Here is a 25,386-nt window from a genome sequence, read left to right as displayed (position 1 = left end):
TGCCATGACTCCCCCGCACCCGGGCACCCCCACCGGCGACGTCGACTCCCAGTGGCTGGCCGACCTGATCGAGGAGCCCAGCGCCCGCGGCATCGCGGCGACGGTCGCCGCGCTCATCCGCGCCGGCACGATCCCTTCCGGTACCCGGCTGCCCACCGTGCGCACCCTCGCGCTCCAGTTGGGCGTCAGCCCCGCCACCGTGTCCGAAGCCTGGTCCCTGCTGCGCCGGCGCCGCTCGGTCGCCGGCCGCGGTCGCGCCGGCACCGTCGTCATCGGTCCACCCGACGTACCGCATCCCCGCCGTTTCGAGGAGGTCGGCCGGCACGGCAGCCGCCTGCGGCACGATCTCCGCCTCGCCGTACCGGACACCGCGCTGCTACCGCCGCTGGAGACTCCGCTCGCGGCGGCACTGCGCGTCGAAGACCTGAACGAATACCACCGGGTACCGATCACCGAGCGGCTCGCCGACGCGGTCCGTCCCACGTGGCCGTTTCCGCCCGCGGACCTGCTGGCCGTCAACGGCGGCTTCGACGGTCTGCTGCTGCTCTGCCAGACCCTGGTCGTCACCGGCGACAAGGTGGCGGTCGAGGAGCCAACCGCGCCGCGCCTGCTCGACATCCTCGACGCGGTCGGCGCCGAGGTGATCCCGGTCCCGCGCGACGAGCGCGGACCCCGGCCTGACGCCCTGGCCGACGCGGTACGCCGCAAGCCGGTGCTCTTCATCTATCAACCGCACGCCCACTCCCCCACCGGGCACAGCGTCGACGCGGCGCGTAGCGCGGAACTCGCCGCCGTACTGCGGGGTGCGGAGACCCTGGTGATCGAGGACGACGGCATGGCCGACCTCGCCCCCGGGCCGGTGCAGACCCTCGGCACGGCCCTTCCCGATCGGGTGGTGTTCCTCCGCTCGTACTCGAAGTCGCACGGCCCCGACCTGCGCCTCGCCGTCCTCGGCGGCGCGGCACCGCCGATCGAGCGCGCTCGCGTCTACCGCACCTTCGGCAGCGGCTGGACGAGCCGGATCCTGCAGAACTGCCTCGCCCACCTGCTCACCGATCCACCCACCCGCGCGCTTGTCGCGGAGGCCGGCGAGACGTACCGGAGCCGACGACGGGCGCTCGCCGAGGCGCTGGCCGCCCGCGGCGTACGCACCGGCGGCACCGAAGGACTGAGCCTGTGGGTGCCCGTCGAGGATGAACGGTCCGCCCTGGTCACGCTCGCCGCGCACGGCGTGGCTGTCGTCCCGGGCGGCCGCTACTTCTCCGGCCCGCACACACCGTTCCTCCGCGTCGCGACCAGCCGACTCCATGAGCACGTCGAGGAGGTGGCCGACCTGCTGGCCTTCGCCGCATTCGAGGAGCGTGACTCCCCACAGCCGACCGTCGTCGGGGGCTGAACCATCGGTGATCCCGCGGCCGGCCGGTGACGGTGACCGAGGCGGTACCGGGCTGACCGCCGGGGTCGTGGCGGGCTCTCCTCGATCCGCGGCGGAGGTCGCCGCGTCCGTGGCAGCGGGTACGCTCCGGACTGCGGCAGGGCTGTGCTGCCGGCCCACCAGCGCCGCTGCCGTCCGATCGGCTCCGGGCGGCCGATCCGAGCCGGAGCCGGCGGTCGAACCCGCCGTCAGCTCGGACCGTCCGCCGGCCAGGAAGAAGTAACGGGTGAGCCCCCAGACGACGTTGTTGTTCGTGCTCGCCGCCGTCGCCGTCATCGTCGTCGTGCGGTGGGTGGCCTCGCGCACCGGCCTGCCGGCGGCGGCGCTCCTGCCGCTCATCGGCATCGCGTACGCGCTGCTCCCGGGGCCAAACATCAGCCTTGATCCGGGCCTCGTGCTGACGGTCGTGCTGCCGCCGCTGCTCTACGGTGCGGCGCTGGACTCCTCGCTGCTGGGCATCCGCCGGAACCTCCGTATCGTGGTCAGCCTGTCCGTGGTGCTGGTGCTGCTCACCGCCGTGCTGGTGGGAGTCGGCTTCCACCTGTTCGTGGCCGGGGCGACGCTGGCCGCCGGGATCGCGGTCGGCGCCGCGATCGCGCCGCCGGACCCGGTGGCCGCGCTGGCGGTGGGTCGCCGGGTGAACCTGCCGCCGAAGCTGGTCACGATCATCCAGGGTGAGGGGCTGCTGAACGACGCCACCGCCCTGACGATCCTCAAGGTCGCGGTCGCGGCCGCCGTGGGCGGCGGCTTCTCGTTTCCGTCCGCTGTCGGCCAGTTCCTGTTGGCGGCGGTGGGCGGGGTCGCGGTGGGTGCTCTCGTCGCGTGGGGGGTACGTCTGGCCCGACCGCTCACCGCGGATCCGTTGCTGTCCAACGCCATCTCGCTGGCGACGCCGTTCGTGGCCTACCTGTTGGGCGAGGAACTGCACGTCTCCGGCGTGCTCGCCGTGGTGATCGCCGGGCTGATCGTCGGCCACCAGACGCCCCGGCTCGCCTCCGGCGCCAGCCGGTTGCAGACCAGCGCGGTGTGGCGGCTGGTGGACTTCCTCCTCGAGGGCTTCGTCTTCCTGCTGATCGGCCAGCAGCTACCCACGGTCGTCAGCGGTCTGCGGAAGTACGACACCTCGACGGTCGTCATCGCGGTCGCCGTGTCGGTCGGCGTGGTGCTGCTCCTGCGCCCCGCGTGGCTGGTGCTGACCCAGGTGCTCCCCCGGTCGCTGCACACCCGGCTGGGCGGCACCTCCGACGAGGACGACACCGACGAGCCCGGCGGCAGCCGGCAGGCCGCCCAGGCGGCCCGCAACGCCCGTCGGCTCACCCGCCGCGACGTCGTGGCGCTGAGCTGGGCGGGAACCCGCGGCGTCATCAGCCTGGCCGCGATCTTCACCCTGCCGCTGACCACCGACCGCGGCGCGCCCTTCCCCGATCGCGACCTCCTGCTGTTCTGCACGTTCGTGGTCGTTCTCGTGACCCTCGTCGGGCAGGGCCTGACGTTCGCGCCGCTCGTCCGGGCGCTGGGCCTCCGTGCCAACGAGACCGATCAGGCCCGGGTACGCAACGAGGCCCGGTCGGCGGCCGTCGAGGCGGCCCTGGCCCGCCTCGACGAGGTCGCCGCCGACGAGCCGGGCAACGTCGAGGCCGTGAACGTCACCCGCGCGCAGCTGCTGACCCGGCTGGCCCGCTACCGCGGCCGTCTCGACCTGCTGGAGCGCGCCGAGTCAGCCGAGGTGCCCACCTCGCCGCGCTATGAGGCGGCGCTGCGCATCCGGCGGGCCGCGATCGACGCCCAGCGGGAGGAGCTCCTGCGCTGGCGCGACGCCGGCCGGCTGCCCGACGAGGGGCTCCGCATCCTGGAACGCGAACTCGATCACGAGGAGCTGCTCCTGCCGAAACGCGACTCCCGGTGACCGGCGAACCAGACGAAGGCTAGGAGACGCCGGCGAGATCGCGCGCGTCGCTGCGGGCGGCCGGCCACCACGGCGTCGCGTGGGGCCGGGGCGGCACTGCCCCGGCCCCGACCTCGATCAACCGCACCTGCTGGTGTAGCCGGATCTGCTGTAGGACCTGCCGTCGCTCAAGGTGACCGTCACGGTCCAACTGGCCCCGCTACCGCCGACGAACTCCCAGCCGGAACTGCTGGGGAAGTTGCCGGTGAAGGAGCGTCCGCTTGTGTTCAGGTACACGGTGCCCGATGGCGATCCGTAGTTGGGGTCGACACCGCTTGCGGAGTACGACACGTAGGCGCTGCTGATGTTCAGCGTCGTGTCCGCGATGCTGCCGCTGAGATAGACCCCCCAACCGCCTGGAAAGCCGGTCGCCTCGCAGGATCCGGAGGCGCTCACCACGGCTGTCGGCGGCGGCACCGGTGGAGTTCCCTTGATCTGCCCGATCTCGGTCGTGGTGGCGGCGTGATCCAGGACGTGCATCTCGTCGATTTCGCCCTTCCACCAGGACATCGGCGCTCCGTAGCCGCTGCCGAACTCGCGGCCGACGATGAATGCCCGGTCGGCGAACCAGGTCGGCCGGTAGTTGGTCGATCCCACCAGCGATCCGTTGACGTAGAGCTTCAGGGTTCCGGCCGAATGGTCGTACACCCCCGCCAGGTGGGTCCACACGCCCGCCTGCGGGCTGCCGCCACGGGCTGCGGCGTACTCGTCGCTGGTCAGGCTGTCCTGTTTGGCCATGCGGAACGACCACGCGTTCGCGCTCTTGTCATAGAGCAGGCTGAACCCGCTGTCGTTGATCCCGTCCTGGCTCAGCAGTGCGGCGGAGGCGTTCAGGTTGTCCAGCCGCCCCCAACCGGCGACGGTGAAGCTGTTTCCCGCGGGCACGACCGGTCCGCCGGTCCGGCCTTGCGCACCGTCGTATGCCCAGTCCGGGCTCGTCTGCCCCTCCAGGCGTAGCGCCTTGCCGGACGGGACGTCGATCCGGCTCGCGCGGTCGACCAGGGCCAGGGTGTGGTCGTTGTCGCTCACGTCGGTCGCCACCATGCTGCTGGCCTCGTCGAAGGTCCACCGCGCGTTGGGACCCCACTTGGGCCAGTCCATCCACGCCTCGATTTCCGAGGCGGAGAGGGCTTGTTGCGTCACGTGGATGTCGTCGATTGTTCCGGGCCAGGTGCCGACCCGGAAACCCTCGTTCTGCCAGCGCCCGAACACCAGCGAGCTGACGGCGGGTTGGGAGTTGGCGAACGGCGCGGTCCCGCTGAGCCGGCCGTTGACGTAGAGTCGGATCTGTCCCGCGGTCTGGTCGTACACGCCGGCCAGGTGGGTCCAGACGCCGACCTGCTCCGCGATGTCGCTCTGGACCCAGGTGGCCTGGCTGCCGGCGAGGCTGTCGTCGGGGGTGTCGGCGGCGTTCACCGCGAATATCCATCCGTTGGGCATGCCCCAGCCGCGGGAGACGCCGAGCTTGAACCGGCTGTCCCAGCGGCCGTCCTGGCTGACCGCGATGAACTGGTCCTGCCCCGGCAGCCGGTCGAGCTTCACCCAGGCGGCGACCGTGTAGCTGGCGTTGGGCTCGATCACCGGTCGATCCGTGTGCGCCCAGCCGCCGTCGAACCGGGCGCCGCCGCCGTGCCGAGCGCTCGTCCACGAGGCCTGGGAGTACAGCACCGCGGTGTGGCGGTTTCCGGAGCTGTCGGCCGCGGCGATGCCGCCGTTCTCGTCGAGTCGCCAGTGCGCTTCGCTGCCGGGCGGCTCCGGCCAGCCCATGTCGTTGCGGATCATCGCCTCGGACACGGCCGTGTCGAAGGCGCTGATCTCGTCGAGGTCGCCGACCCACGGCGGGCTGTCCTGCAACGGCCCGATCCGCAATGGCCCGCTGGCCGTCCACGGCGTGGTGAACGGCGCGGTGCCGCTGAGCCTGCCGTTGACGTACAGGCGGATCTGGCCGGAGGCCTGGTCGTGCACTCCGGCCAGGTGGGTCCACACGCCAACCTGCGCGATGGTGTCGGAGGTCGCGACCACATCCGGCGCGTCGGCCGCCGGCCCCGTTGGCATGGCGAACTGCCAGTGCTTGCTGATCTTCTGGTAGCGCAGCGCGAAGCCGGTGCTGGAGTGGCCGACGAGGTTGAGTGCCGCAGCGTTGTCGGTGTCGTCGGAGAGCAGCCGTACCCACGCCATGACGGTGAAGCTCTGCGCCGTGTCGACGGCGCTCTGCGTGGCCACGCCACCGGCGCCAGCTCCGGCCAGATGCAGGCCCTGCGTGACCTGCCCGTCCACCCACGACACCCCTGGGGTAAGGGTCAGCGTCCCGTCGGCGCCGGTCGTGGCGGAGTCGGACGCCGTGTCTCCCGCCGGGTCGTCGGCGAAGTGCAGGTCGACGACGGCCGGCAACTCCTTGACCCGGAACTGGTAGCGCGGGTTCCTCGGCCCTCGGTTGCCCGCCGCGTCCACACACCACACCCATATCTCGTACGGCGACGAAAACCCGCCGACCAGCGGACGGTAGGACAGCGATGCGGCGGCACCCGGTGCCGGGGCGATGACCCGCCCGCGTACCGGTGACCGGTTGGGTACCCGGATCTCGTAGTCGTACCCGGCCACATCCGGATCATCGCCCGCGCCGAAGGTGAACTGGCCGACCTGGTCGACCCGGATGCCGTACTGGGCCTGTCCGGGTTTGACCTGGATGAAGTGCTGTGAGGTGATGGTCGGCGCCCTGGTCGGGCCGGTGACATCCACGGTGAACGGGCACCACGGGCTGTACGGGCCGGTGTCGACGCTGTCGCTGGCCCGCGCCCGCCACTCGTACCTACCGCCGTCGACCAGCACCCCGTCGGGCACGTCGTACCCGTACGTCCCGGACACGGTCCGGGGTGGCGTGTGCGACGGCGACGCCGCGCCGGCCGCCCGGATCTCGAAGCCGATGCCATGGCGGTCGCCGGTGTCGGCGTCGGCGACCGTCACCGACAGCTGGGGGGTCAGCGTGGTGACCCACATCGCCGGGGCGCCGGCGCATCCGGGCATGGTCGTGGTCGGCTGCGCCACGGGTGCTTCCGGCACCGAGTTGTACACCACACCGATGCCGGGCACCTTGTAGGCGTAGCGGGCGTCGTTTTCGAAGACCTTGCCGCCCACGCCGGCCTCGTCGGCGGCGAGTGCCAGGGTGACGTGCTGCCATGCCTGTGCGGCGGCCGTGGTGACCAACGAGGTGGCATCGAACTCGGCCACCGGCGTCCCCGGGCAGGCCTCATGGCCGGCCTTGATGGTGGTGACCGGGGCACCCACCTGGGAGATCTTGTTCGGCGCGTTGCTCCAGTTGGTACCGGAGTTGATCGTGCCGGTGTGCCACAGGTAGATCGGCTCGGCGTTACAGCTGTAGGAGTAGAGCAGCGTGGCCCGGAAGGTCGCGCTGATGATGTGCTTGCCGGCGGCGAACGAGGTGTCGAGTTCGAAGTAGGAGCGCCATCGACCGCCGGCGGGGTCGGCCGGGTCGGTACCCACCTGCGCGTGCCATGACGTGTCGTAGTAGCTCTGGTCGGGCAGCGCCGACCACACCATCGCCCAGTGCGGGCGGGGCGTCTGCACCTCGGGGTCCAGGTACAGCGGGTAGACCAGGTCCGGGTCGGACAGCACCGCTGGATCCGGGACGACGGTCAGGCTGTCCCGGCCGACCTCCACCTTCATGGGGTGCTTGCGGGCCCGCGGCGACGAGTCCCACATGAAGGCGGGCAGCTGGTCGCCGGTCAGTGTCCAGTTCTCGGTACGCAGGCCGAACCGGATCCGCGACACGGCCGGGTGCCGTGCGGCCTCGGGCGTGTGTACGACCAGCTTCTCCGTGAACCCGGTGGGCGTGGCGGTGACGACGAGGTCGACACCGGGCAGCACGGCCGGGTACGTCACGGAGTCCCCGGCCAGGTGCGGCCCAGGGAGGCGGCCAGGCCAGCTCAGCTCGACCCGCCGGGCGCCGTCGGTGAGGCTGGCGAACGGGCCGTCACCGCCGGTGGAGAAGCGTACGCCCGCCGGGGACGCCTTCGGGGCGATGAATCCGCCCGCCTGCCGCGCCAGGGTGGTGTCGATGGGCACCCAACCGTTGCCCCGCCTGACCCGCACGGGGCTCGTCTTCACCTCGGCGTACATGGTGCCGTCGGGGCGGGCGAAGACCTGCCTGGTCGGGGTGGTCAGCGCGGTCACTTCCACCGGGCGGCCGGTGCGGCGGGCGGCCGCCAGACCGACGGCCTCCCCGACCGGGCCCGGTTCCTGGCCCGCGACCGACTCACGGGCCGGCGGGGATCCGGCGGGCGCGGTGCCGCCGGATCCAGGGACGGCAAGGATGCCTATGACAGCGAGACCCGACAGCGCCGCCACCACACCACGGTTCACGACGCACCGCCTACCGGTGACCGAACAACGACGACCCGAGGCCGGGCAGCCATCCCGTCCATGGACCGGACCGCCGCGGCGGGTCCCAGATCATCGATGAGCCCAACGGGGGTGAGCTGGCGGGGCGGAGTCTGCCCCAGCTCGATCCCGAGGAGGACGGGGACCACGACGAGAACGAGAACGAGGACGAGTAGCCGATCACCGAGGTCCCGATGCTCGTCCCCGACGACGGCGAGCCGGTCACGATACGCGTCCCCGAGGACAGCGGGAACTCAGTGGCGTCGCCGTAGTCGGCCACCCACCCGTACGGGCGCGGCGTCACGCACTGGCCGCCCCATCCCCCGCACTCGGTCTGCTGATACGTGTACCGGACCTGCGGCTCGTCGTAGGTGTCGTCGTAGTACCCACCAGTATCCCAGATGGTCTCGCCGTAGTACTCCCAGCCGCAGCCCTCGCACACGAAGTAGTCGTCGTACGGCTGGCTCAGGAGTCTGTCGATCACCACGTCGCGCAGCTTGTCGACGACCTTTTTGCCGGGGAACGACGTCGACTTCTTGGCCTTGAGCCCGTCCGGGTCCGACATCGTCACCGGGCTGCCGTTGGCGTACGAGTAGCCGTGCATCTGCTGCGGGTCGGCGGTGTCGACGACCGGGTCGGCGGAGAGGAACCGGCCGATCTCCGGGTCGTACTCGCGCGCGCCCAGGTGAACCAGCCCGGCCGGTCCGGCGGTGCCGCCGACGAATCCCCGTTCGCCGTCCCACCAGGCGGGTGCGGCGCCGCGGGTGGCACCGAACGGAAGCTGGTGACGGCGGACGGTGGGCTGCCCGGCCTGGTCGGCGACCGCGACCGTGGCCGTGCCCTGGTGGTCGTCGACCAGCAAGCTCAGCCGCGACGGTGTGCGTACCGCGACAACGCTGTCGGCCTGCCGGTAGTAGCGCGTCGCGGTGACCGACCCGGAGGCGGCCCGGTGCACCTCCGTGTCGGTGAGATAGACGGTGGTGCCGGTCGCGTCACGCCGGACGAGCCGGTTGCCGTCGGCGTCGTACACGGTGGACTCCGCACCGGCGGCGGCCAGGCGTCCTTCGGCGTCCCAGCTGAGGGTCTGCCCGGACCGCGAGGTGGTGTTGCCGGACGCGTCGTAGCCGTAGCTTGCGGTCGCGGACCCGGTGGTCACCGACCGCACCAGGTGTGGCTGGGTGGCCTGGTAGGTGTAGGTCCGGATGGTGTCGCCGGCCGCCGCGTGCCACACGTCGCCGAGCCGGTTGCCGATCCGGTCGTAGCTGTAGTCATGCCAGTACGGCGCGGGGCCGCCGAGGCCGTCGGTCGTCTGCGACGCGGTGCAGTCACCGGTCGGCGTCCAGGCTTGAACGAGCCGTTGGAGCTGGTCGTATCGGAAGCACTGGCGGTCGGTGGTGTCGTCCAGGCTGTCCGTGATGGAGGTGACGTTGCCCGTGGCGTCGTAGGTGTAAGCCCGGTCGGCCAGCGTCGGCTGCGTCTCCACGTCGCGGTACGCCGAGGCGTACGCCAGTCGTCGGGTGGCTGGATCCCAGCCGTAGTAGCGGTAGACCTGCCGCCCGGTGGGACCGGACGAGCGGGAGTACAGCTCACCGAGTTCGTCATAGGCCGTGCCGGCGACGTAGGGTGCGAGCCCGGTCAGCGTCTCCGGGTTGCCCAGCGTGTCGTAGCCGTGGGTCAGGGTCTCCTGCGCCAGGCCGCCGACCGCCGGTAGCGTCGTGGTGGCGGGCTGGTCGTCCTCACGGTAGGTGAACGTGGTGGTGTAGGTGCCGCCCAGCCCGTTCTCGACGGCCGGAATGGTCACCGCCGCGCCTTTGCGCCGCCCCCGCTCGTCGTAGCCGGTGACCGCCGAGACGTACGCCGCGCCGCCGGCGTACCGCGTCGACGACGCGAGCAGCCCCTTGCCGCCCGGTGCGGTGTCGTAGACCCACTCGGCCAGCGTGGTGCTGCCCTCGCGGACAGCGGTGCGCCGGTCCAGGTCGTCGTAGGCGTAGGTCACCGTCCGGGCGCGTGCGTCCGTGCGGGAGACGAGCCGGTCGGCGTCGTCGTAGCCCAGGACGACCGCGCCGGTGTCCGGCGCTTCGGCCTTGATCTGGCGCCCACGGCTGTCGTAGGTGTTGCGCCGTACGTTGCCGGCTGGATCGGTGATCGTCTCGAGCTGGCCCAGCTTCGTGTACGTGTACCGGGTGGCGTCGTACGCGCCGGTCGGTGCGCCGCCGGCGTACTGCCGCAGCTCGACGGTGCGGCCATGTCCGTCCAGCAGTGAGGTCGTCGCCGTCCCGCCCTGCGGCGGGTCGACGTCCACCCGGTCGCCGCCGTAGGCGGTCGTGGTGCGCCACTGCTGCGCCCCACCCGAGTAGAGGGCTTCGACGGTGACCCGGCCCGCCCCGTCGTAGGTGTACCGCGTTTCGCGATCCGGGGTGGTGGGCACGGCCAGCAGGCTCGTCCCTGGCGCTCCGGCGTCCCAATGGTCGTCGATGTCCCGGGAGACCTGGCCGGCGCTGTCGTAGACGGTGTCGCTGACGATGCGGCCGCCGCTCGGGGAGCTTGTCTGCGTCTGTGCCGGGCGCAGCAGCCCGTCGTACAGCTCGTGGTTGACCGGGCCGATCAACGGGCGGGTGGTGACCACCGACGGTCCGTTCGCGCGGACCAGGTACTCGTAGCGCATGTTGGGGGTCGCGGTGGCGGCCCGGCCCGGCCGCCAGACGGCGGTGAGCCGGCCGAGCGAGTCGTACGCGGTGTGGGTGACGTTGCCGTTGGCGTCCGTGGTGGCCGAGGCGGTCCCGCGCAGCGGCTCGTAGTCGGTGGTCACGGTGTGGCCCGCCGGGTTGGTCACCACGGTACGGGTCACCGGGCCACCGCTCGCCGGGGTGTACGCGGTCCGCGTGACGTGCCCCAGCGCGTCGTACTGCTCCAGCGGGCGGCCGTAGCGGTCGGGCACGGTGCGGGAGGCGGTGACGAAGCCGGTGCCGTTCCACTCCTCGACCTTGGTGAGGTCACCGGCGTCACTGTAGGTGTTCTTGACATCGGTCAGCGTCGTTCCGGTCGCGTCGCACGCCGCGTCCAGGGTCTCTACCCGGCCGATGGTGTTGATGATCCAGGTCGTCGTGTTCTCCGTGTAGGTGTTGCGTACGCAGCTGTCATCGGCGGTGGTCGAGGTGTCGCCGAGGTCGCTGGTGTGCACCAGCCGGCCGCGGCTGTCGTAGCCGAAGCGCTTTTCCACGGTGCGCGTTCCCCCGCCCGTGAGCGTGACGGCTTTCCGCACCGACACCTCGTCGGCCAGGGTCGCCTCGAGTGTGCCGGAGGCGCGCGCCCGGGTCGCGGTGGTGGCCATGAGCTGCGGCTGGGAGGTGGTACGGCTGACCACGTTGGCCCCGTCGAACACGGTGGTCTGCCGGGCCATCCCGCTGAACGCCGCCCGGTCGTCGACGCCGTCCACCGTGATCAGCCGCCGGCTTCCGTCTGCCTTCTTGTCGTCGTAGAGCCCGCGCAGGAACAGGTATTCGGTCGCCGACTGGCCGCCGGTGCGCACCCGCACCCGCTGGTACCCGCGCCACTGCCCCCAGGACTGCTGCGTGGCGGGCAGTATCTCGGAGTCGTCGTGGCTCCACAGCGCCGCGCCGGGGTCGAGGTACTCGTACCGGGTGACCTTCGCCGTGCGCCCGGCGACCAGGTCCTCGTCGACCACCTCGCTGACGACGTATTTGTGGAACCAGTCCAGCTCTGCTCCGGTGCCGCCCGGGCTCCAGAAGGCCGGGAAACACTTGCGCACGTTGGCGTCAGGACTCGGCGTGCTTCCCGCCGCGCAGTCGGCCAGCGAGTAGTTGACTTTGATCTGCCCGCCGGTCTCGTTGATGATGCCCTGGACGCGGTACTTGTTCAGCGGGACCGTGCCGTCGATCGTCTCGATGCGGTTGGGTCGCATGAGCCCGGCGAACCTGACCGGCGGGAGCGTGACGGTGCTGCCGCCGACGTGCCCCGCACGCACGATCGACTCCAGCCACAGCGCGGGGGCGGCGTCGGCGCCGCCGCCGGTGTCCGGGAACGAGTGGGTCAGGGTCCACGAGTCGACGTCGCGGAAGCCGCTGCCGTCGTTGACCTGCGTGGTGATCTTCGCCAGGCGCTTGGTGGACCAGAACGTCGGCGCGGTGTAGGCGCAACTGCTGGTGCCGCACTCCTGGTCGTAGGGGACGTCGGGGAAGTTGGCCGGCTCGCTGCTGGCACAGGTCGACCCGGGCAGGCATCGACCGGCCGGGGTGAACACCACCCGGGCCGCGCCGCCGCCGTACTCGACACCGACCAGGTGACCGCTGCGCACGTACGGGGTGATCACCCCGCCCCTGCGGTAGTTGTTGGTCTCCTTCTCGTAGGTGTAGGTGATCATGTCACCGTGCGGGTCGACGACCTTGTCCAGCATCCACCGGTAGCCCTGCTGGCACCAGGAAGCGGCGAACGTCGACTGGTGGCAGGGTTCGCCGCCGTCATCGCCGTAGACCGGCACCGTCCAAGCCGAGCTGGCGGCGGCGCCGCTGCCGAAGAAATACTGCACGCCACCGGGCGAGGTCAACCGCCAGTATTCGCCGTCACCATCCCCGTTGGACGCGCCGAACAGCTGCTCGATCCGCCAGCCGCTCTCGCGCTGCGTCGCCCACTTGCCGGTCGCCTCATCGCGCACCAGCTCAGTGGTCAGATCGGGCAGCACCGCGACGGCGTTGTGCGACAGATAGCACAGGTCAGCGACGCCCGCCTGGCCGTCCTGGTCGCAGCCGTGGTAGGAGCGCTCGATGTAGCCGGTCCGCAGCTCGAACCCTTCGCCGACCACCGATGGCTGGTTGTTGGTCGACCCGATGCGCCCGTCGACCGTGCCCGAATTGTAGGAGAGGCTCAGGTCCGGGACCGGGCCGGGCAGCTGGGGCACCGTGATCGGGTACGACCAGGTGAAGTCGCCCGAGCCCACGCCCACCTGCCAGGTCGCCGAAGGCGCCAGGCTCGTCGCCCGGTAGCTGCCCGCGCTGCTGTCGGACGTGGAAACCAGCCCGTAGACGCCATCGGCGCCGGTCGTCGTGACCCGGCCCCGGGTCGGGTCGTTGCGGCTCCTGATGGGCTGGCCGTCGAGGCGTACCAGCTTGAGGCGGGCCGCCCAGTCGCCGCCGAAGGCGTGCCGGAACCCGGTGTAGTCCACCTCGATCGGCGCTCGCCCGCGCATGCCGCCAACGCTGAAGACGAGACCGGAGTCCTTGCCCGAGCGCATCAGCCGCACCGTCGCCGATCGCCCGAGCCAGATCGGCAGCGTCCCGGCGCGAGCCAGCTTCGGCGCCTCCGCGTCGACCTTCTCGACGTCGTACGCCGGCACCTTGACCTCCGCCACGCCGGGCGCCGGCCAGGCGACCGCGGGCGCCTTGCGCCACGCGTTCCTGCTGGCCGGGTCGTCCATGGGTGCCCGGGCAGAGACGCCCGGCCCGGGTTTGCTGCTCAACGCCGGACGCCCGGCCGTGCCCTCCGGTGCGGCCTGCGCGGGAAGGGGTAGCGCCGTGAGCGACAGGGCGCACAGCAGTGTCAAGCCGAAACGTCGCACAAACAGCCTCCAGCAACGAGTAGCCGGCCCCGCTGACAAGCAGAGCCGGCTACAGCGTTACCGCGAGGCGCATATCGAACCGCACATCGACCTGATCCAAGCGGCGTGGAGCACGCCGCGCGTGAGGATGGCTAGTCGACCAGGTACCCCTTCAACTCGCCGTTTTCCCACCTGCCACGGATGCGCGGCTTCGCCGGGGGCTTCGGAGCCAAGCGATTACCGGCTATTCCGGCGAAGGCGCCGCCGAGGACTTCGGTTATGAAGTCGCCGTTGTCCCACTCCTCCTCATCGGCGGTAACCGCGTAACCGAGGGCGCCGGCGGCCGCGCCGATGCCCGCAGCGCACAGGACAACCGTCCCGCAGGCGACCGCTCCGGCCGCGGCGCCTCCGACTATCACCGCACCCTTGGAGACGTTTCGGATGACCGTGTCGTTATCCGCCTTCCAGCAGTCCAGAGCGAACCCATGGCAGGACGATCCTGCCGTCTGCTTGAGCGGTCCTTTGGCAGGTCCCATGGATGTACAGCCGTAACGTCCACCGCACTTCTTCGCAGCGGGCTGCTTCGGCTTGACGAAGCGGCGCTCGTAGTGCTCGCAAGAGGCCTTGTTGTAGCAGACCTTCTTCGTGTAGCGCTCTTCGTCCTTCTTCTGGCAGGCACGAATGCTTCCGCCGCATTTCGCCAGTGCATCGTCCCGCTTTTTCTGCGCCGCCCGTTCCTTCTTGGCCTGGTCCCGGGCCGCCTTCGCCGCCGCCTTGGCCGCCGCCGCCTGGTTCTTGGCGCGGATGCGCTCCTTCCTGCGTTCCGCCGCCGCCTTGTCCCGCGCCGCCTTGGCCTGCGCTCGGCCGATTGCCGCCCGGTTGCGGGCCCGGATCTGCTCCTGGCGGGCCCGCTCGGCGGCGGCCTTTCGCGCGGCAGCCGCCCGCTTGGCTGCGTCCGCCTTCTGCTTTGCGTCGCTGCCGTCGCACTGCCGCGGGTTGGAGCACCTGTACTTCAACCCGTCCGGGTCCGAGAACGTGACCGGTGAGTTGTTCGCGTACGCGTACCCGTTCATCTGCTGCGGATCGCCTTCGTCGACGATCGGGTCGATCGAGATGAAGCGACCGATCTCCGGGTCGTATTCCCGCGCGCCGAGATGGACGAGCCCGGTCGACGGGTCCTTCGTTCCGCCGACAAAAGCGCGCTCTGACGGCCAGCTCACGGCAGTGCCGCGTGTCTGCCCGAACGGAGTCTGGTACCGCCTGGTCACCGACAGGTCCGACGCGTTGATCGTGACGTTGGCGGTGCCCTGGTGGTCGGAGACCAGCCAGCTCAACCCGGCCGAGGTGCGTACGGCAACGTTGCCGTAGTAGCGGGTCGAGGAGAGGCTCCCAGTGGCACCGCGATGGATCTCCAGCCCGCCGAGGTAGAGGGTGGTGCCGGAGGCGTCGCGACGAATCAGCCGGTTACCGTCGGCGTCGTACAGGAACGAGGTGTCTCCGATTCTCTCAAGTTGCCCCTCCGCGTCCCAGGTGAGGTTCTGGCCCTGCCGGGTCAGCATGTTGCCGGTGCTGTCGTAGGTGTAGGTGTCGGTCTTCGACCCTCTGGGGCCGGTGGTGGTCACCGACTTGAGGGTGTGGGGCTGCGCCGAGCCCGCCGTGGGATAGGTGTACGCCCGGGTGGTGTCCCCACCCGCCGCGTGGCGGACCTCGGACAGCCGGTTCCCGGTCTTGTCGTAGGTGAACGAGTGCCAGTAGGCTGCGGGCCCGCCCAGCGCGGTCGCGGATCGCGCGTCGCCGCAGTCGCCGGACGACGGGGTCCATACCTCGGTCAGCCGGGTCAGGTGGTCGTAGCCGAAGCACTGCTGGTCGCCGGAGACGGCGTCCGCGCTGGACAGCACGTTGCCGACCGGGTCGTAGGTGTAGGTCACCGCTGACACGCTCGGGTCGTTCTCGTCCTCGCGGTCCATCGAGGCGAACTCCAGCCGCCCGGTCACCGGGTCGAACCCGAACCCGGACCAGACCTGGTGCCCTGCCGCGCCGTGTGCGGTGCTGGTGACGCGGCCGAACTCGTCGTACGACGTGTCGTTGACGTAGCTGTCCAGCCCCGACAGCTGCTGCGGCAGGTCAAACTCGTTGTACCTGTGGGTGAGGGCCTCGGCGGGCAGCCCCGGCGCGGATGGGAGCTCGGTCTTTGTGAGCCGCCCGAACCCGTCGTAGGTCAGGCTGGTGGTGTACGTACCAGCCAGACCTTCCTCCGATCCGGGGATGGTCACCTTCGACCCCAGCGCGCGGCCGGTTCCCTGCTGGTAGCCCGTGACCTCGCTGGAGTAGGCGTTTCCGTCGACGTACCGGATTGAGGCCACCGGCAACCCCTTGCCGTTGGGGAGCGTGTCGTACGTCCACGCGGCCAGCTTCGTCTGCCCCTTGAACTGGCCGGTCTTGCGCCCCAGAGCGTCATAGGTGCTGGTCACCGTGCTGCCGCGGGAATCGGTGCTGGAGATCAGCTGGTCCTCGTCGTCGTAGGTGCTGACCGTGACCCCGGAGTCGGGATCCTCGTCGCGGATCATCCGGCCACGCAGGTCGTACGAGGAGCGCCACACGTTGCCGGCCGCGTCGGTCACGCTCGCCTTCTGCCCGGCCTTGTTGTACGTGTATTTTGTCGCGTCGTAGGCGCCGGTCGGCGAGTCGCCGTGGAACTGCCGCAGCTCGACGGTGCGGCCTTCGAGGTCGAAGACCTCCATGGTCGGCGTGCCGCCCGCGGGCGGGTCCGTTGCCGTCCAGTTCGGGCCGTACGACGTCCTGGTACGCCACTTCTCGACCCCCTCCGACAGCAGGAGCTCGTCGGTCTCGCGCCCCGCGGCGTCGAAGAGGTAGCGCGTCTGGGCCATCACCCTGGCGTCTGACACCAGGAACAACGAGGTCGCCGGGGCGGAATCGGCGTTCCAGTAGTCGTCGTTGGTCTTGAAGACCCGACCCTGGCTGTCGTAGAGGGTGTCGGTGATGACCCGGCCGCCGGCCGGTGACGGGCTCTGCGTCTGGCGCAGCCGCAGGAACCCGTCGAAGAGGTTCCGGCTGACCAGGTACGAGCCGTTGGACAGCAGCGTGCTGCTGGTGACGACCGAGGGCGCGTTGCCCCGCACCAGGTAGGAGAAGGTCGCCGAGGGTGACTGTTCGGCCGCCTTGCTGCGCCCGGGGGCCCAGCCCGCGGTGAGCCGGCCCAGCGGGTCGTAGGTCATGTCGGTACGGACACCGTTGGCGTCGACCGTGGACAGGACGGTGCCCAGCAACGGGTCGAGGGAGGTGGTGCTGGTGTGCCCGAGGGCGTTGGTTTGCACGACTGACGTCACCGGCCCACCGGTCTCCGGGCTGTAGGTCACCGTGCCCTTGTCACCGGACGGATCCGTCGACTCGATCGGGCGGCCGTGCACGTCGTACCGCGCGGAACCTACCAACACGTAGACGCCCGGCTCGGACACCTCCTCCGACTTCGTCAGATCGCCCCTGACGGGGGGCATGGTGATGCTGGTCGCGCCGTCGTAGTACTGGCGCTGGTCGCCGATGAGGTCGGCGTCTGTCGCCGTGACGTCGCAGCCCACGCTGACCGTTTCCATCCTGGCCAACGTGTCGATGATCCACGAGGTGAGGTTCTGCGTGTACGACGTCCGGGCGCACGTGTCGTCATCCGGGTTGGACACGTCTCCGCGATCATGGGTCTGGATCACCCGGCCGTAGTCGTCGTACGAGTACAGGGTTTCGGTGATCCAGACCCCGTTCGGATGCTTGGTGTACTCACGCTCGGACCGCTCCTCGGTCAGGTACGCCTCCAGCGGCCCGATCGACCGGTTGCGGCTGGCGGTCCTGCGGATCTCCAACGGTTCCGAGATGGTTTTGCTGAGCCAGTCGGTGCCGTTGAAGACGGTCATCTCCCGGGTGAAGCCCCGCCGCACCGGCTTGTCCTCGATGCTGCCGCCCTGCGAGTCGCTGACCCACACGTCACGCCGCGTGCCGTTGGCGAGCAGGTCGTTGTCCATGCCCCGCAGGAACAGGTGCTCCTCGACGCTCTGCGTCCCGGCCAGCGGATCGCCGTGCTTGACCCGGGTGCGCTGGTAGCCACGGAACTGTCCCCACGACTTGAACCGGGCCGGCGTCAGCTCACCCATGTCGTGGGTCCACCCGGCGCCACCGAGGTATTCGTACTCGGTGACCTCCGCCGCATTGCCGCTGCCGGTCATGTCTCGCTCGACGACCCGGCTGACCACGCTCTTGTGGAACCAGTCCAGCGTCGGCTCGGTGGAGCCACCCATTAGCCAGTACCCGGGATAGCAGGCCATCGCGTTGCTGTCGGGCACGGGCAGGCTCGACCGATGACACTCCGGCTCCGCGTACGTGACCTCGATCCGGCCACCGGTCTCATTGCTGATGGTCTTCAACCGCCACTTGGCGAACGGGCGTGCCATGTCGAGCCCGTCGACCCGGTTGTCGCGCAGTTCCCCGTCGAACTGCACCGGCGGCATCGCCACCGTCCCACCGACGTGCCCGGTGTGAACGATCGACTCCAGCCACAGCCCGGGGTCGGTACCGTCGCCGTTCGAGGGAAACTCGTGGTTGAGCGTCCACGACGCGACATCGCGGTATCCGGAGTCGTGATAGATCTGGGTGGTTATCTTCGCCAGCCGCTTCGTCGTCCAGAAGGTCGGGGTCGTGACGGCGCATGTCGTGCTCGTGCACTGCTGGTCGAACGGCACGTCGGGGAAGTTCTCCGGGTTGGTCGCCGGGTCGCAGACAGTCCCGGGGATGCAGCGCGGCGCGGTGGTGAACGAGACCCGCCCCGGCGCCGGGGCGGCCGAGCCGTCGCGGAAGCCGTACTCGATCCGGTTCAACTGCCCGGCCCGCACGTACTGCGCCCGGCTGTAGTAGTTGGTTTCGGTGTCGTAGTAGTACGCCGTCGCATCGCCGTGGGTGTCGACGACGTAGTCGAGGTTCCACCGGTACGCCTGGGTGCACCACGCGCTGGCGAACACGGCATGGTGGCACGGCTCCCCCGCGTCGTCGCCGAAGACCGGCACCGTCCATGCCGACTTCGCCGCCGCCGACCGGCCAAAGAAGTACTGGGTGCCTTCCGGTGACGTCAGCCGCCAGTGCTCACCGTCATTGTCGCCGTTGGCTGCGCCGGTGAGCAGTTCCACGCGCCATCCGCTGTCCTCTTCGGACTTCCAGACGCCGGTCGCGTCGTCGCGTACCAGGTCGCCGCTGATGCCGGGCAGCGCGACAGTCGCGTTCTGGGAGGCGAAGCACAACTCCTGCGAGGTGGCCTGCCCGTCCTCCTTGCACGACTGGTAGGAGCGCTCGATGAACCCGGCCTGCGAGTCGAAGCCCTCACCGATGATCGACGGTTGGTTGTTCGTCGCCGCCATCCGCCCGTCGACACTGCCCGAGGAGTAGTTGAGACCCAGGTCGGGGGTCAATCCGGGAAGGTCGGGCACCCCCATCGGGTACGACCAGCTGAAGTCACCGGAGTTCAGCCCGACCTGCCAGCTCAGCGACGGCGACAGGGTCGTGGCCTGGAAGCTGCCGTTGGGACCACTGGATGCGGCGGTCACCGCGAACAGACTCGCTTGGGCGAAAGTCGGATCGTCATCCGCACGCTGCCCGCTCGGCAGGCGATACTTGGCCGGCAGCGGCAGCTCGGCCCGCAGCTTTCCGTTTCTCAGATCGTTTCGGCCCGGGAACACCTTGCCGTCGTGGACCCGCACGAACTGCAGGCGCGAGGCCCAGTCACCGCCGTAAGCGTGCCTCAGCCCGCGGTAGTCGACCTCGACAGACGCGGTCTTGGCTTTGTCGCTGGAGACTCGCAGGAGCAGGCCGTTGACCCCGGCACGGGTGGCGGCGGCGCGGTCAAGCACCTCCGCTCGTACCCCTGTGGGCGCGGCGACCGCGGCCTGCCAGGTCGCGCCCGGCGAGGCGCGAAGGAACCTGGCCTCCTCGGGGCCCGGCCGGTGTCCGGCGGTCTGAGCGGCACTGGTGCCCGGCGTCGACGCCGGCTTGGGCGGGTCAGGACGGAGCAGGCGATCCGGTTTGGCCTGCGCCGGCACGGCCAGCAGCGTCGCTGCCAACACCGCCCCGGTCGCTGACGCCACAACCGCACGCCATCTCGTTACTCGTTCTCTCATGCGGGTAGGGTTGGTCGGTGCCGCACGCCTGTGCGCATTTCGGAGCGCACACCGCGCCGGTGTCCCGTCGCCAACCGCCTTGGTAGTGCGGCGCCGGACCAGACCCGAGCCGTACCCGCGGATCTCCGCGCAGAATGGCCTCGTACAGCGACGTCAACAGCGGGCTCGGCCGCGCTTTGAGATCGTTGGCCAGATAGCCACAGGCGCGCCGGTACGCGTCAACGGCGGCCGCGACATCGCCGCTGCTGCTACAGGCCACCATGAGGTGGCCCCAGGCCCGCTCGCGATATGGCTGGCGGCCGAGAAAGGAATGCAACAGCAGGCGTGCCCGATCAGGCTCGCCCGCCTCGATCAGCAGTTCGGCGTACTCCTCCACGGCGGACTGCCACAGGACGAGCAGGGCCTGCGCGTATCCGAACAGGGCCGGCCCCTGCGGCACGTCGAGCATCGGCGAGTCTCGGTACAGCGAGACCGCGTCGGCGAAGAGTCTGATCGCCGAGGCCCGGTCGCCGTCGCGCCGCGCACTGCGACCTTCGTCGATCATGGCCTGGAACTGCAGAGCGTCGACGCTGCCGGCGATGGTCAAGGACCAGCCGTAGCGGCCCTGGAACAGTTGACCGCCCAGGTCCATCACCCACAGCCGCAACTCGGCGAGATAGCTGCGGAAGTTCGAGGCGGCCGAGGCAGGCACGGAGTCACCCCATAGTTCGGTGTAGGCCGTCGCCCGACGTAGCATGCGTTCCCGATCAAGCAGCAGCATCGCCAGCAGGGTGCGCGCCTTCCCGGTCGGGATGGGCACCAGGCACCCCCGCTGCCGCACCTCTAGGGGACCCAGCAAATTCACAGCTAACACGGCAAGATCGTCAATTCGCCGAGGGCTGGATGTCCAGCGTCCCGAACGGAGGCGAACAAACCCGAACAGTGAGCGCCTGGTCGCGGTCTGTCGCTCATCCGGCTACGTGCGCATGGCACGGTCAGGTCAGGGTGAGCCGGATCGGCGGGTCCTCCACGGTCCGGCGCGGCACCGTGACGCTCACCCGCCCGCCGGCGACGTGGACATCGCCCCGGTCGGTGGTAACCGTCCGGCTGGTGTCCAGCACCACCACGTCCTCGTCCTGCGTCGGGCGCAGCAGCACCTCCCCGCCGTCGAAGCCCACCAGCTCGGCGGTGGAGCCGACGATCACCGTCTCCTCGCCGACGCGGACGCCGACCGGCAGCATGAGGCCGCTGCGGGCGTCGACGCGGATCCGTCGACCACCGACCAGCGGTTCATCCCGGTGGGCCAGCGCGGTCGCCACCCCCGACGGGGCGACGTTGAGCAGGTGCAGCAGCCGTTGCCCGCTCGGGTCGACGGTGGAGGTGACGACCAGGCCGGGCGCGTCGGCGTCGTGGCGCCACCGCGGTCGTACGCCGAGCCGGGCCAGCGCGGTGCGCCAGAAGTCCAGGTGGGCGGGGTAGTCGCAGCCGATGACCAGGGCCCTCCCCCGGCCTGCGGTGGCCTCGACGCCGCACACCCTGCCGGAGCCGACCTCGGTGAGCACGGGTGTCCCCGGGCCCGGGTCCATCAGGTGCGCGTACCCGACGCGGACCTCGGGGCGGCCGGCGGCGAAGCCGTGCCCGACCACGGACGGGAAGTAGCGCGGGTGGTCCTCGTCGACCCGGTCGCGCGGCCGCAGGCCGAGCGCCTCGGCGAGCACCGTGCACGGGCGTCCCTCGTGATCGGTTTCGGGCAGGACGCCGTGCAGCAGCAGGCGCCCGCCGGTGTGGACGTAGCGGGCCAGCCGCCGCTGCACGTCCCGGTGCAGGGTCGGCGGGCTGGCCAGCGCGAGCACCCGCGGGGGCGCCGCGTCCAACGCACCGGACTGCAGGTCTACGGCGGGGAACGACAGACCGGTGAAGAGCAGCGCCCGGGCCAGGACGTCCCGCGGACCCATGCCGCGGAAGCGCTCCAGGTCTGCCACCTGCGCGGCCCGGACCGCCGAGGCCGGGTGGTGGTATTCGGTCAGGTAGTGGTCCGGCACGAAGCCGAGCGTCAGGTCGTCGTACTCCTCGTCGGAGTCGGCGAGCAGGTCCGCCACCGCGCGGACGGCGTGGAAGACCCGCCGGACGGCGGTGTACGCGGGGGTGAGCTGGCCCTCCGGGCCGACCGGCGCGGCGAACCCGTGCCGTTGCCCGGTGAAGGCGATGCGGTCGTTGCCGTCACCGACGGGTTCCGCCAGCGGCGGGTTGTGCCCGCCGGCGAAGAGGTAGACGTTCAGCAGCCGGTTGCCCTGGGCGACGCAGAGCCGGGTCTTCAGCTCGACCGCCTCGGGCGGGTGGAGCACCGACAGGTCCTCGCCGTAGTCGCCGGTGCCCGCCTCCAACTCCATCGAGGTCAGCGGTTGGTCGCCGTCGTGCGCGGCCGCCAGGAACGCGTTCGCGACGTACAGGTCGGCCACGTTGGTCACGGTGAGGTCGCCCAGGTACAGGTCCGACCCCGAGGTCAGCTGCGGCTGGCCGCGGTACGCCTCGTACAGCTGGCTGATGCCGATGGGAAAGGTCCGCCCCCGCCCGGCGTCGGTGCCATGCACGTTGACGATCAGCGGAACACCGGTGATCCCGTGCCGCTGCGCCGACCGGCGCAACGCCAGCATGTAGCGGCGGTACCGATCGCGCATGTACCGCCCGAGGTCGTCGTGCACGGCGAGGGAGACCGGCTCGGGCGGGTGCCGCAGCACGGTCGCCCATGATCGAGCGTCGGCCGCGCCGAAGCGGGCGTCGGCTTCCGCCCGGCCGTACCGCTGGATGGCCCAGCGGCGCAGGTCCGCGCAGACGGTGTCGGTGAGGTCGGGTGCGTTGGTGACCCAGGAGAGCATGCCGATCTCGTTGTCGAGTTGCACGGCGACCACCGGCCCGCCGCGGGGTGCCAGCCGCTCCGCGAGCAGCGGCATGACCGCGGCATACCAGCCGTCGGCGGCGGTGAGGAACTCCGGTGCCAGGTAGTCCAGGGTGCGGGTGGGTACCGGCCGGCCGTCCCAGGTGGTCGGTAGCAGGTGCGGCGCCTGCTCGTGGACCCGGTGGGGAATGCCTTCGTTCTTGAGCTCGGCCATGACGAACGGGCCGGGCCGGGCGACGACCCGCAGCCCGAGGCGGTGGGCCAGGTCGAGGAACCCGGCCAGGTCCCGCTGCGGGTGGGTGCGGCCGTGCAGGTCGACCGAGCGGTCGGGCAGCTCGTGCCAGAGCCAGGGGATGTACGTGGCGACGGTGTCGGCGCCGGCGTCACGCAGGTGGTGCAGCCGGTCGGCCCAGTCGCCGGGGTCCAGGCGGAAGTAGTGCACCTCTCCGGCGAGCAGCAGGTGCGGTCGGTCGTTGAGCAGGATGCGGCGGCGGTGCAACGCGACGGTGGCCATCGAGGACAACTCCTCGTCGTCGGAAATCTCGGGCCGTGCGGTTGTGAACTGCGGCACAGCTGCCTATGGTGCTGCTGTAACCGGTTTCAGTGACCGAGAACGTAGCGGGTCGGTGGTGGTATGAGCAACAGTCGGCTGACGGTTCGGGAGATCGCTCGCCTGGCCGGGGTCTCGGTCGCGACGGTGTCCCGGGTCTCCAACGGCACCGGCCAGGTGTCCGAGGAGACCCGCCGCCGGGTGCTGCAAGCCATCGAGGAGCACGGCTACCGCCCGCACCATCTGGGTCGTGCCCTGGCGGCGCGCCGGCACGGCGCGGTCGGCCTGGTCTTCCCCGGGCTGTCCGGGCCGTACTTCTCCGAGCTGATCCAGGGCTTCGAGTCGGAGGCGGTGAAGACCAGGACCAGCGTCCACATTCTCTGCACCCACCTGCGCGCCGACTCCGACGCGGAGGTCATGGAGATGGCCCACCGGGTCGATGGCCTGGCCGTGCTCGGCGGCACGGTCTCCCACGAGACGATCGAGGAGCTGGCTACCACGCTCCCGATCGTCGTGCTGGCCGGCGACGGGCCCGCCGGGGTGCCGGCCGTGCGGGTGGACAACGCCGCCGCGACGGCGGCGCTGACCCGGCACCTGCTGGTCGACCACGGGTTGCGCCGGCTGGAGTTCGTCGGCGACCCGAGCGGCTCGCCCGACGTGACCGAGCGTTGGGCGGGGTTCCGACGGGCGCACCGGGAGCTGGAGCTGCCGCTGCCCCGGGCCCCGATCCGGGTCGGCCTGCAGCAGCCCGACGGCGTGCACGCCGCCGAGCAGGTGCTGCGGCGGCTGATCCGACCGCAGGGGGTGGTCTGCGCCAACGACGAGACCGCGCTGGGGGTGCTCGTCGGCGCGACGGGGCGCGGGCTGCGGGTGCCGGAGGAGCTGGTGATCGCCGGCTTCGACGACATCCCGATGGCGGCGCTGGTCACCCCGCCGCTGACGACCGTCCGGCAACCGGTGCGTGAGCTGGCCGCGCAGACCGCGCGGCTGCTGCTGCAGGTCGCCGCGGGGGACGCCGCGCACCCGGACGGTGGCCCGGTCCTGCCGACCGAACTCGTCATTCGGGGCAGCTGCGGCTGCCCGACAAGCACCGACACCACAACCACCACCGGACGCCGCCGTACGACCGGATCGCGCCGTGGTGGCGCGGGCCGCGCGGGCGGCGGCGACCACTCCGAGAAGGAGACGTCATGAAGCAGCTGCGGTATGCGACAGCCCTGGTGGTCGCGCTCGCGTTGGGGGTGACCGGCTGCGGCCGGGACGAGGGCGGCTCGGGTTCCGGCGGTGAGCCCGCCGGCAAGGAGATCGCGGCCGGCAAGGCCAAGGGCCAGATCACCGTCTGGGCCATGGGCGGCGAGGGCGAGAAGCTGACCGCGCTCGCCGCCGACTTCACCAAGGAGAACCCGGAGGCCAAGGTCAACGTGACGTCGTTCCCGTTCGACGCCGCGCACGACAAGATCGCCACGGCGATCGCGGGCCGGCAGACGCCGGACGTCAGCATGGTGGGCACGACGTGGATGGGCGAATTCGCCAAGACCGGCGCGTTCGACCCCGCCCCCACTGGTCTGTTCGACAAGAGCAAGTTCTTCGAGGGCGCGTGGAACAGCACCGTCGTCGACGGCACCGCATACGGGGTCCCGTGGTACGTCGAGACGCGGCTGATCTTCCACCGCAAGGATCTCGCCGCCAAGGCGGGCCAGCAGATGCCGGCCAACTGGCAGGGGCTCACCGACTTCGCCAAGGGGATGAAGGAAAAGGGCGGCGCCAAGTGGGGCATTTACCTGCAGCCGGGCGGCACCGGCTCGTGGCAGACCTTCATGCCGTTCGCCTGGCAGGCCGGCGCCGACATCATGAAGGACGGCAAGTTCACCCTGGACACTCCGGAGATGCAGAAGGCGTTGGAGTACTACGCCTCATTCTTCAAGCAGGGCCTGGCGCCGACGGATCTCGCCCCCGAGGCCGTGGGATCGGGCTTCATCAAGGGTGAGGTCGGCGCCTTCGTCTCCGGTCCGTGGCACATGGGGATCCTGCGCGGGGAGGGGGGCACGGCGTTCGAGGGCAAGTGGGACGTCGCGCAGATGCCACACGAGCAGGCCGGCACCTCCTTCATCGGCGGCTCCGACCTGGCGGTCTTCAAGGACTCCCGGAACCGCGACACGGCCTGGAAGTTCGTCCAGTTCCTCACCACCCCGCCCGCTCAGCAGAAGCTGTACGACCTGGTCGGCAGCCTCCCGGCGGTGCAGGAGACCTGGCAGTCCGGCAAGCTGGCCGACGACCCGTTCCTGCAGGCGTTCGGTGAGCAGCTCAAGGACGCGAAGTCGGCACCGGCGATCGCCACCTGGGAGCAGGTCGCCGACGTCATCGACGACGGCATCGAGCGGGTGGTCCGCGGCGTCACCGATCCCGCCACCGCCGCGAAGGAGATGCAGTCCAAGGCATCCTCGATCGGCACCGGGAGCTGA

General features: G+C 70.7%; 9 protein-coding genes. 4 read left to right on the top strand and 5 right to left on the bottom strand.

The genetic code is table 11. From position 1 onward, the window contains the following. The first annotated feature begins 4 nt into the window (after positions 1-4). Both ACY34I_RS12515 and ACY34I_RS12510 read left to right on the top strand, forming a co-directional pair. On the top strand, positions 5-1,396 hold the full coding sequence (locus tag ACY34I_RS12515) for an aminotransferase-like domain-containing protein (protein ID WP_462754954.1): 1,392 nt from the start codon (positions 5-7) through the stop codon (positions 1,394-1,396). Positions 1,397-1,661: 265 nt separating this feature from the next. Then, positions 1,662-3,341 (top strand): Na+/H+ antiporter, encoded by a 1,680-nt coding sequence (locus tag ACY34I_RS12510; protein ID WP_462754952.1) that lies wholly within the window; start codon positions 1,662-1,664, stop codon positions 3,339-3,341. Positions 3,342-3,458: 117 nt separating this feature from the next. On the opposite strand, the gene ACY34I_RS12505 is transcribed toward ACY34I_RS12510, so the two are convergent. The 5 genes from ACY34I_RS12505 to ACY34I_RS12485 form a co-directional block, all read right to left on the bottom strand. Then, positions 3,459-7,760, bottom strand: coding sequence for a LamG-like jellyroll fold domain-containing protein (locus tag ACY34I_RS12505; protein WP_462754951.1), 4,302 nt, complete (start codon positions 7,758-7,760; stop codon positions 3,459-3,461). Between the two features lie 10 nt (positions 7,761-7,770). Beyond that, positions 7,771-13,335, bottom strand: a complete 5,565-nt coding sequence (locus ACY34I_RS12500) for an RHS repeat-associated core domain-containing protein (protein ID WP_462754949.1) — start codon at positions 13,333-13,335, stop codon at positions 7,771-7,773. A gap of 146 nt (positions 13,336-13,481) precedes the next feature. Beyond that, positions 13,482-19,232 (bottom strand): RHS repeat-associated core domain-containing protein, encoded by a 5,751-nt coding sequence (locus ACY34I_RS12495; protein ID WP_462754947.1) that lies wholly within the window; start codon positions 19,230-19,232, stop codon positions 13,482-13,484. Between the two features lie 148 nt (positions 19,233-19,380). Beyond that, positions 19,381-20,259, bottom strand: coding sequence for an AfsR/SARP family transcriptional regulator (locus tag ACY34I_RS12490; protein WP_462754946.1), 879 nt, complete (start codon positions 20,257-20,259; stop codon positions 19,381-19,383). Between the two features lie 214 nt (positions 20,260-20,473). Beyond that, entirely contained in the window at positions 20,474-22,945 is a 2,472-nt protein-coding gene (locus ACY34I_RS12485) for a beta-galactosidase (RefSeq protein ID WP_462754944.1), read from the bottom strand. A 63-nt stretch (positions 22,946-23,008) separates the two neighbouring features. Between ACY34I_RS12485 and ACY34I_RS12480 the strand changes: the two genes are divergently transcribed. Further along, positions 23,009-24,118 (top strand): LacI family DNA-binding transcriptional regulator, encoded by a 1,110-nt coding sequence (locus ACY34I_RS12480; protein WP_462754942.1) that lies wholly within the window; start codon positions 23,009-23,011, stop codon positions 24,116-24,118. Continuing rightward, on the top strand, positions 24,115-25,386 hold the full coding sequence (locus tag ACY34I_RS12475) for a sugar ABC transporter substrate-binding protein (RefSeq protein WP_462754940.1): 1,272 nt from the start codon (positions 24,115-24,117) through the stop codon (positions 25,384-25,386). The genes ACY34I_RS12480 and ACY34I_RS12475 overlap by 4 nt, the downstream gene beginning before the upstream one ends.

Source organism: Micromonospora sp. RTBAU3-60 (assembly GCF_054963695.1).
This window is presented reverse-complemented; position numbering and strand designations above follow the sequence as displayed.

Bases quoted from the DNA above. Each gene is read 5' to 3' on its own strand.
- ACY34I_RS12515 (WP_462754954.1), top strand. From the start codon at position 5: ATGACTCCCCCGCACCCGGGCACCCCCACCGGCGACGTCGACTCCCAG.
- ACY34I_RS12490 (WP_462754946.1), bottom strand. From the start codon at position 20,259: ATGCTGCTGCTTGATCGGGAACGCATGCTACGTCGGGCGACGGCCTAC.
- ACY34I_RS12480 (WP_462754942.1), top strand. From the start codon at position 23,009: ATGAGCAACAGTCGGCTGACGGTTCGGGAGATCGCTCGCCTGGCCGGG.
- ACY34I_RS12475 (WP_462754940.1), top strand. From the start codon at position 24,115: ATGAAGCAGCTGCGGTATGCGACAGCCCTGGTGGTCGCGCTCGCGTTG.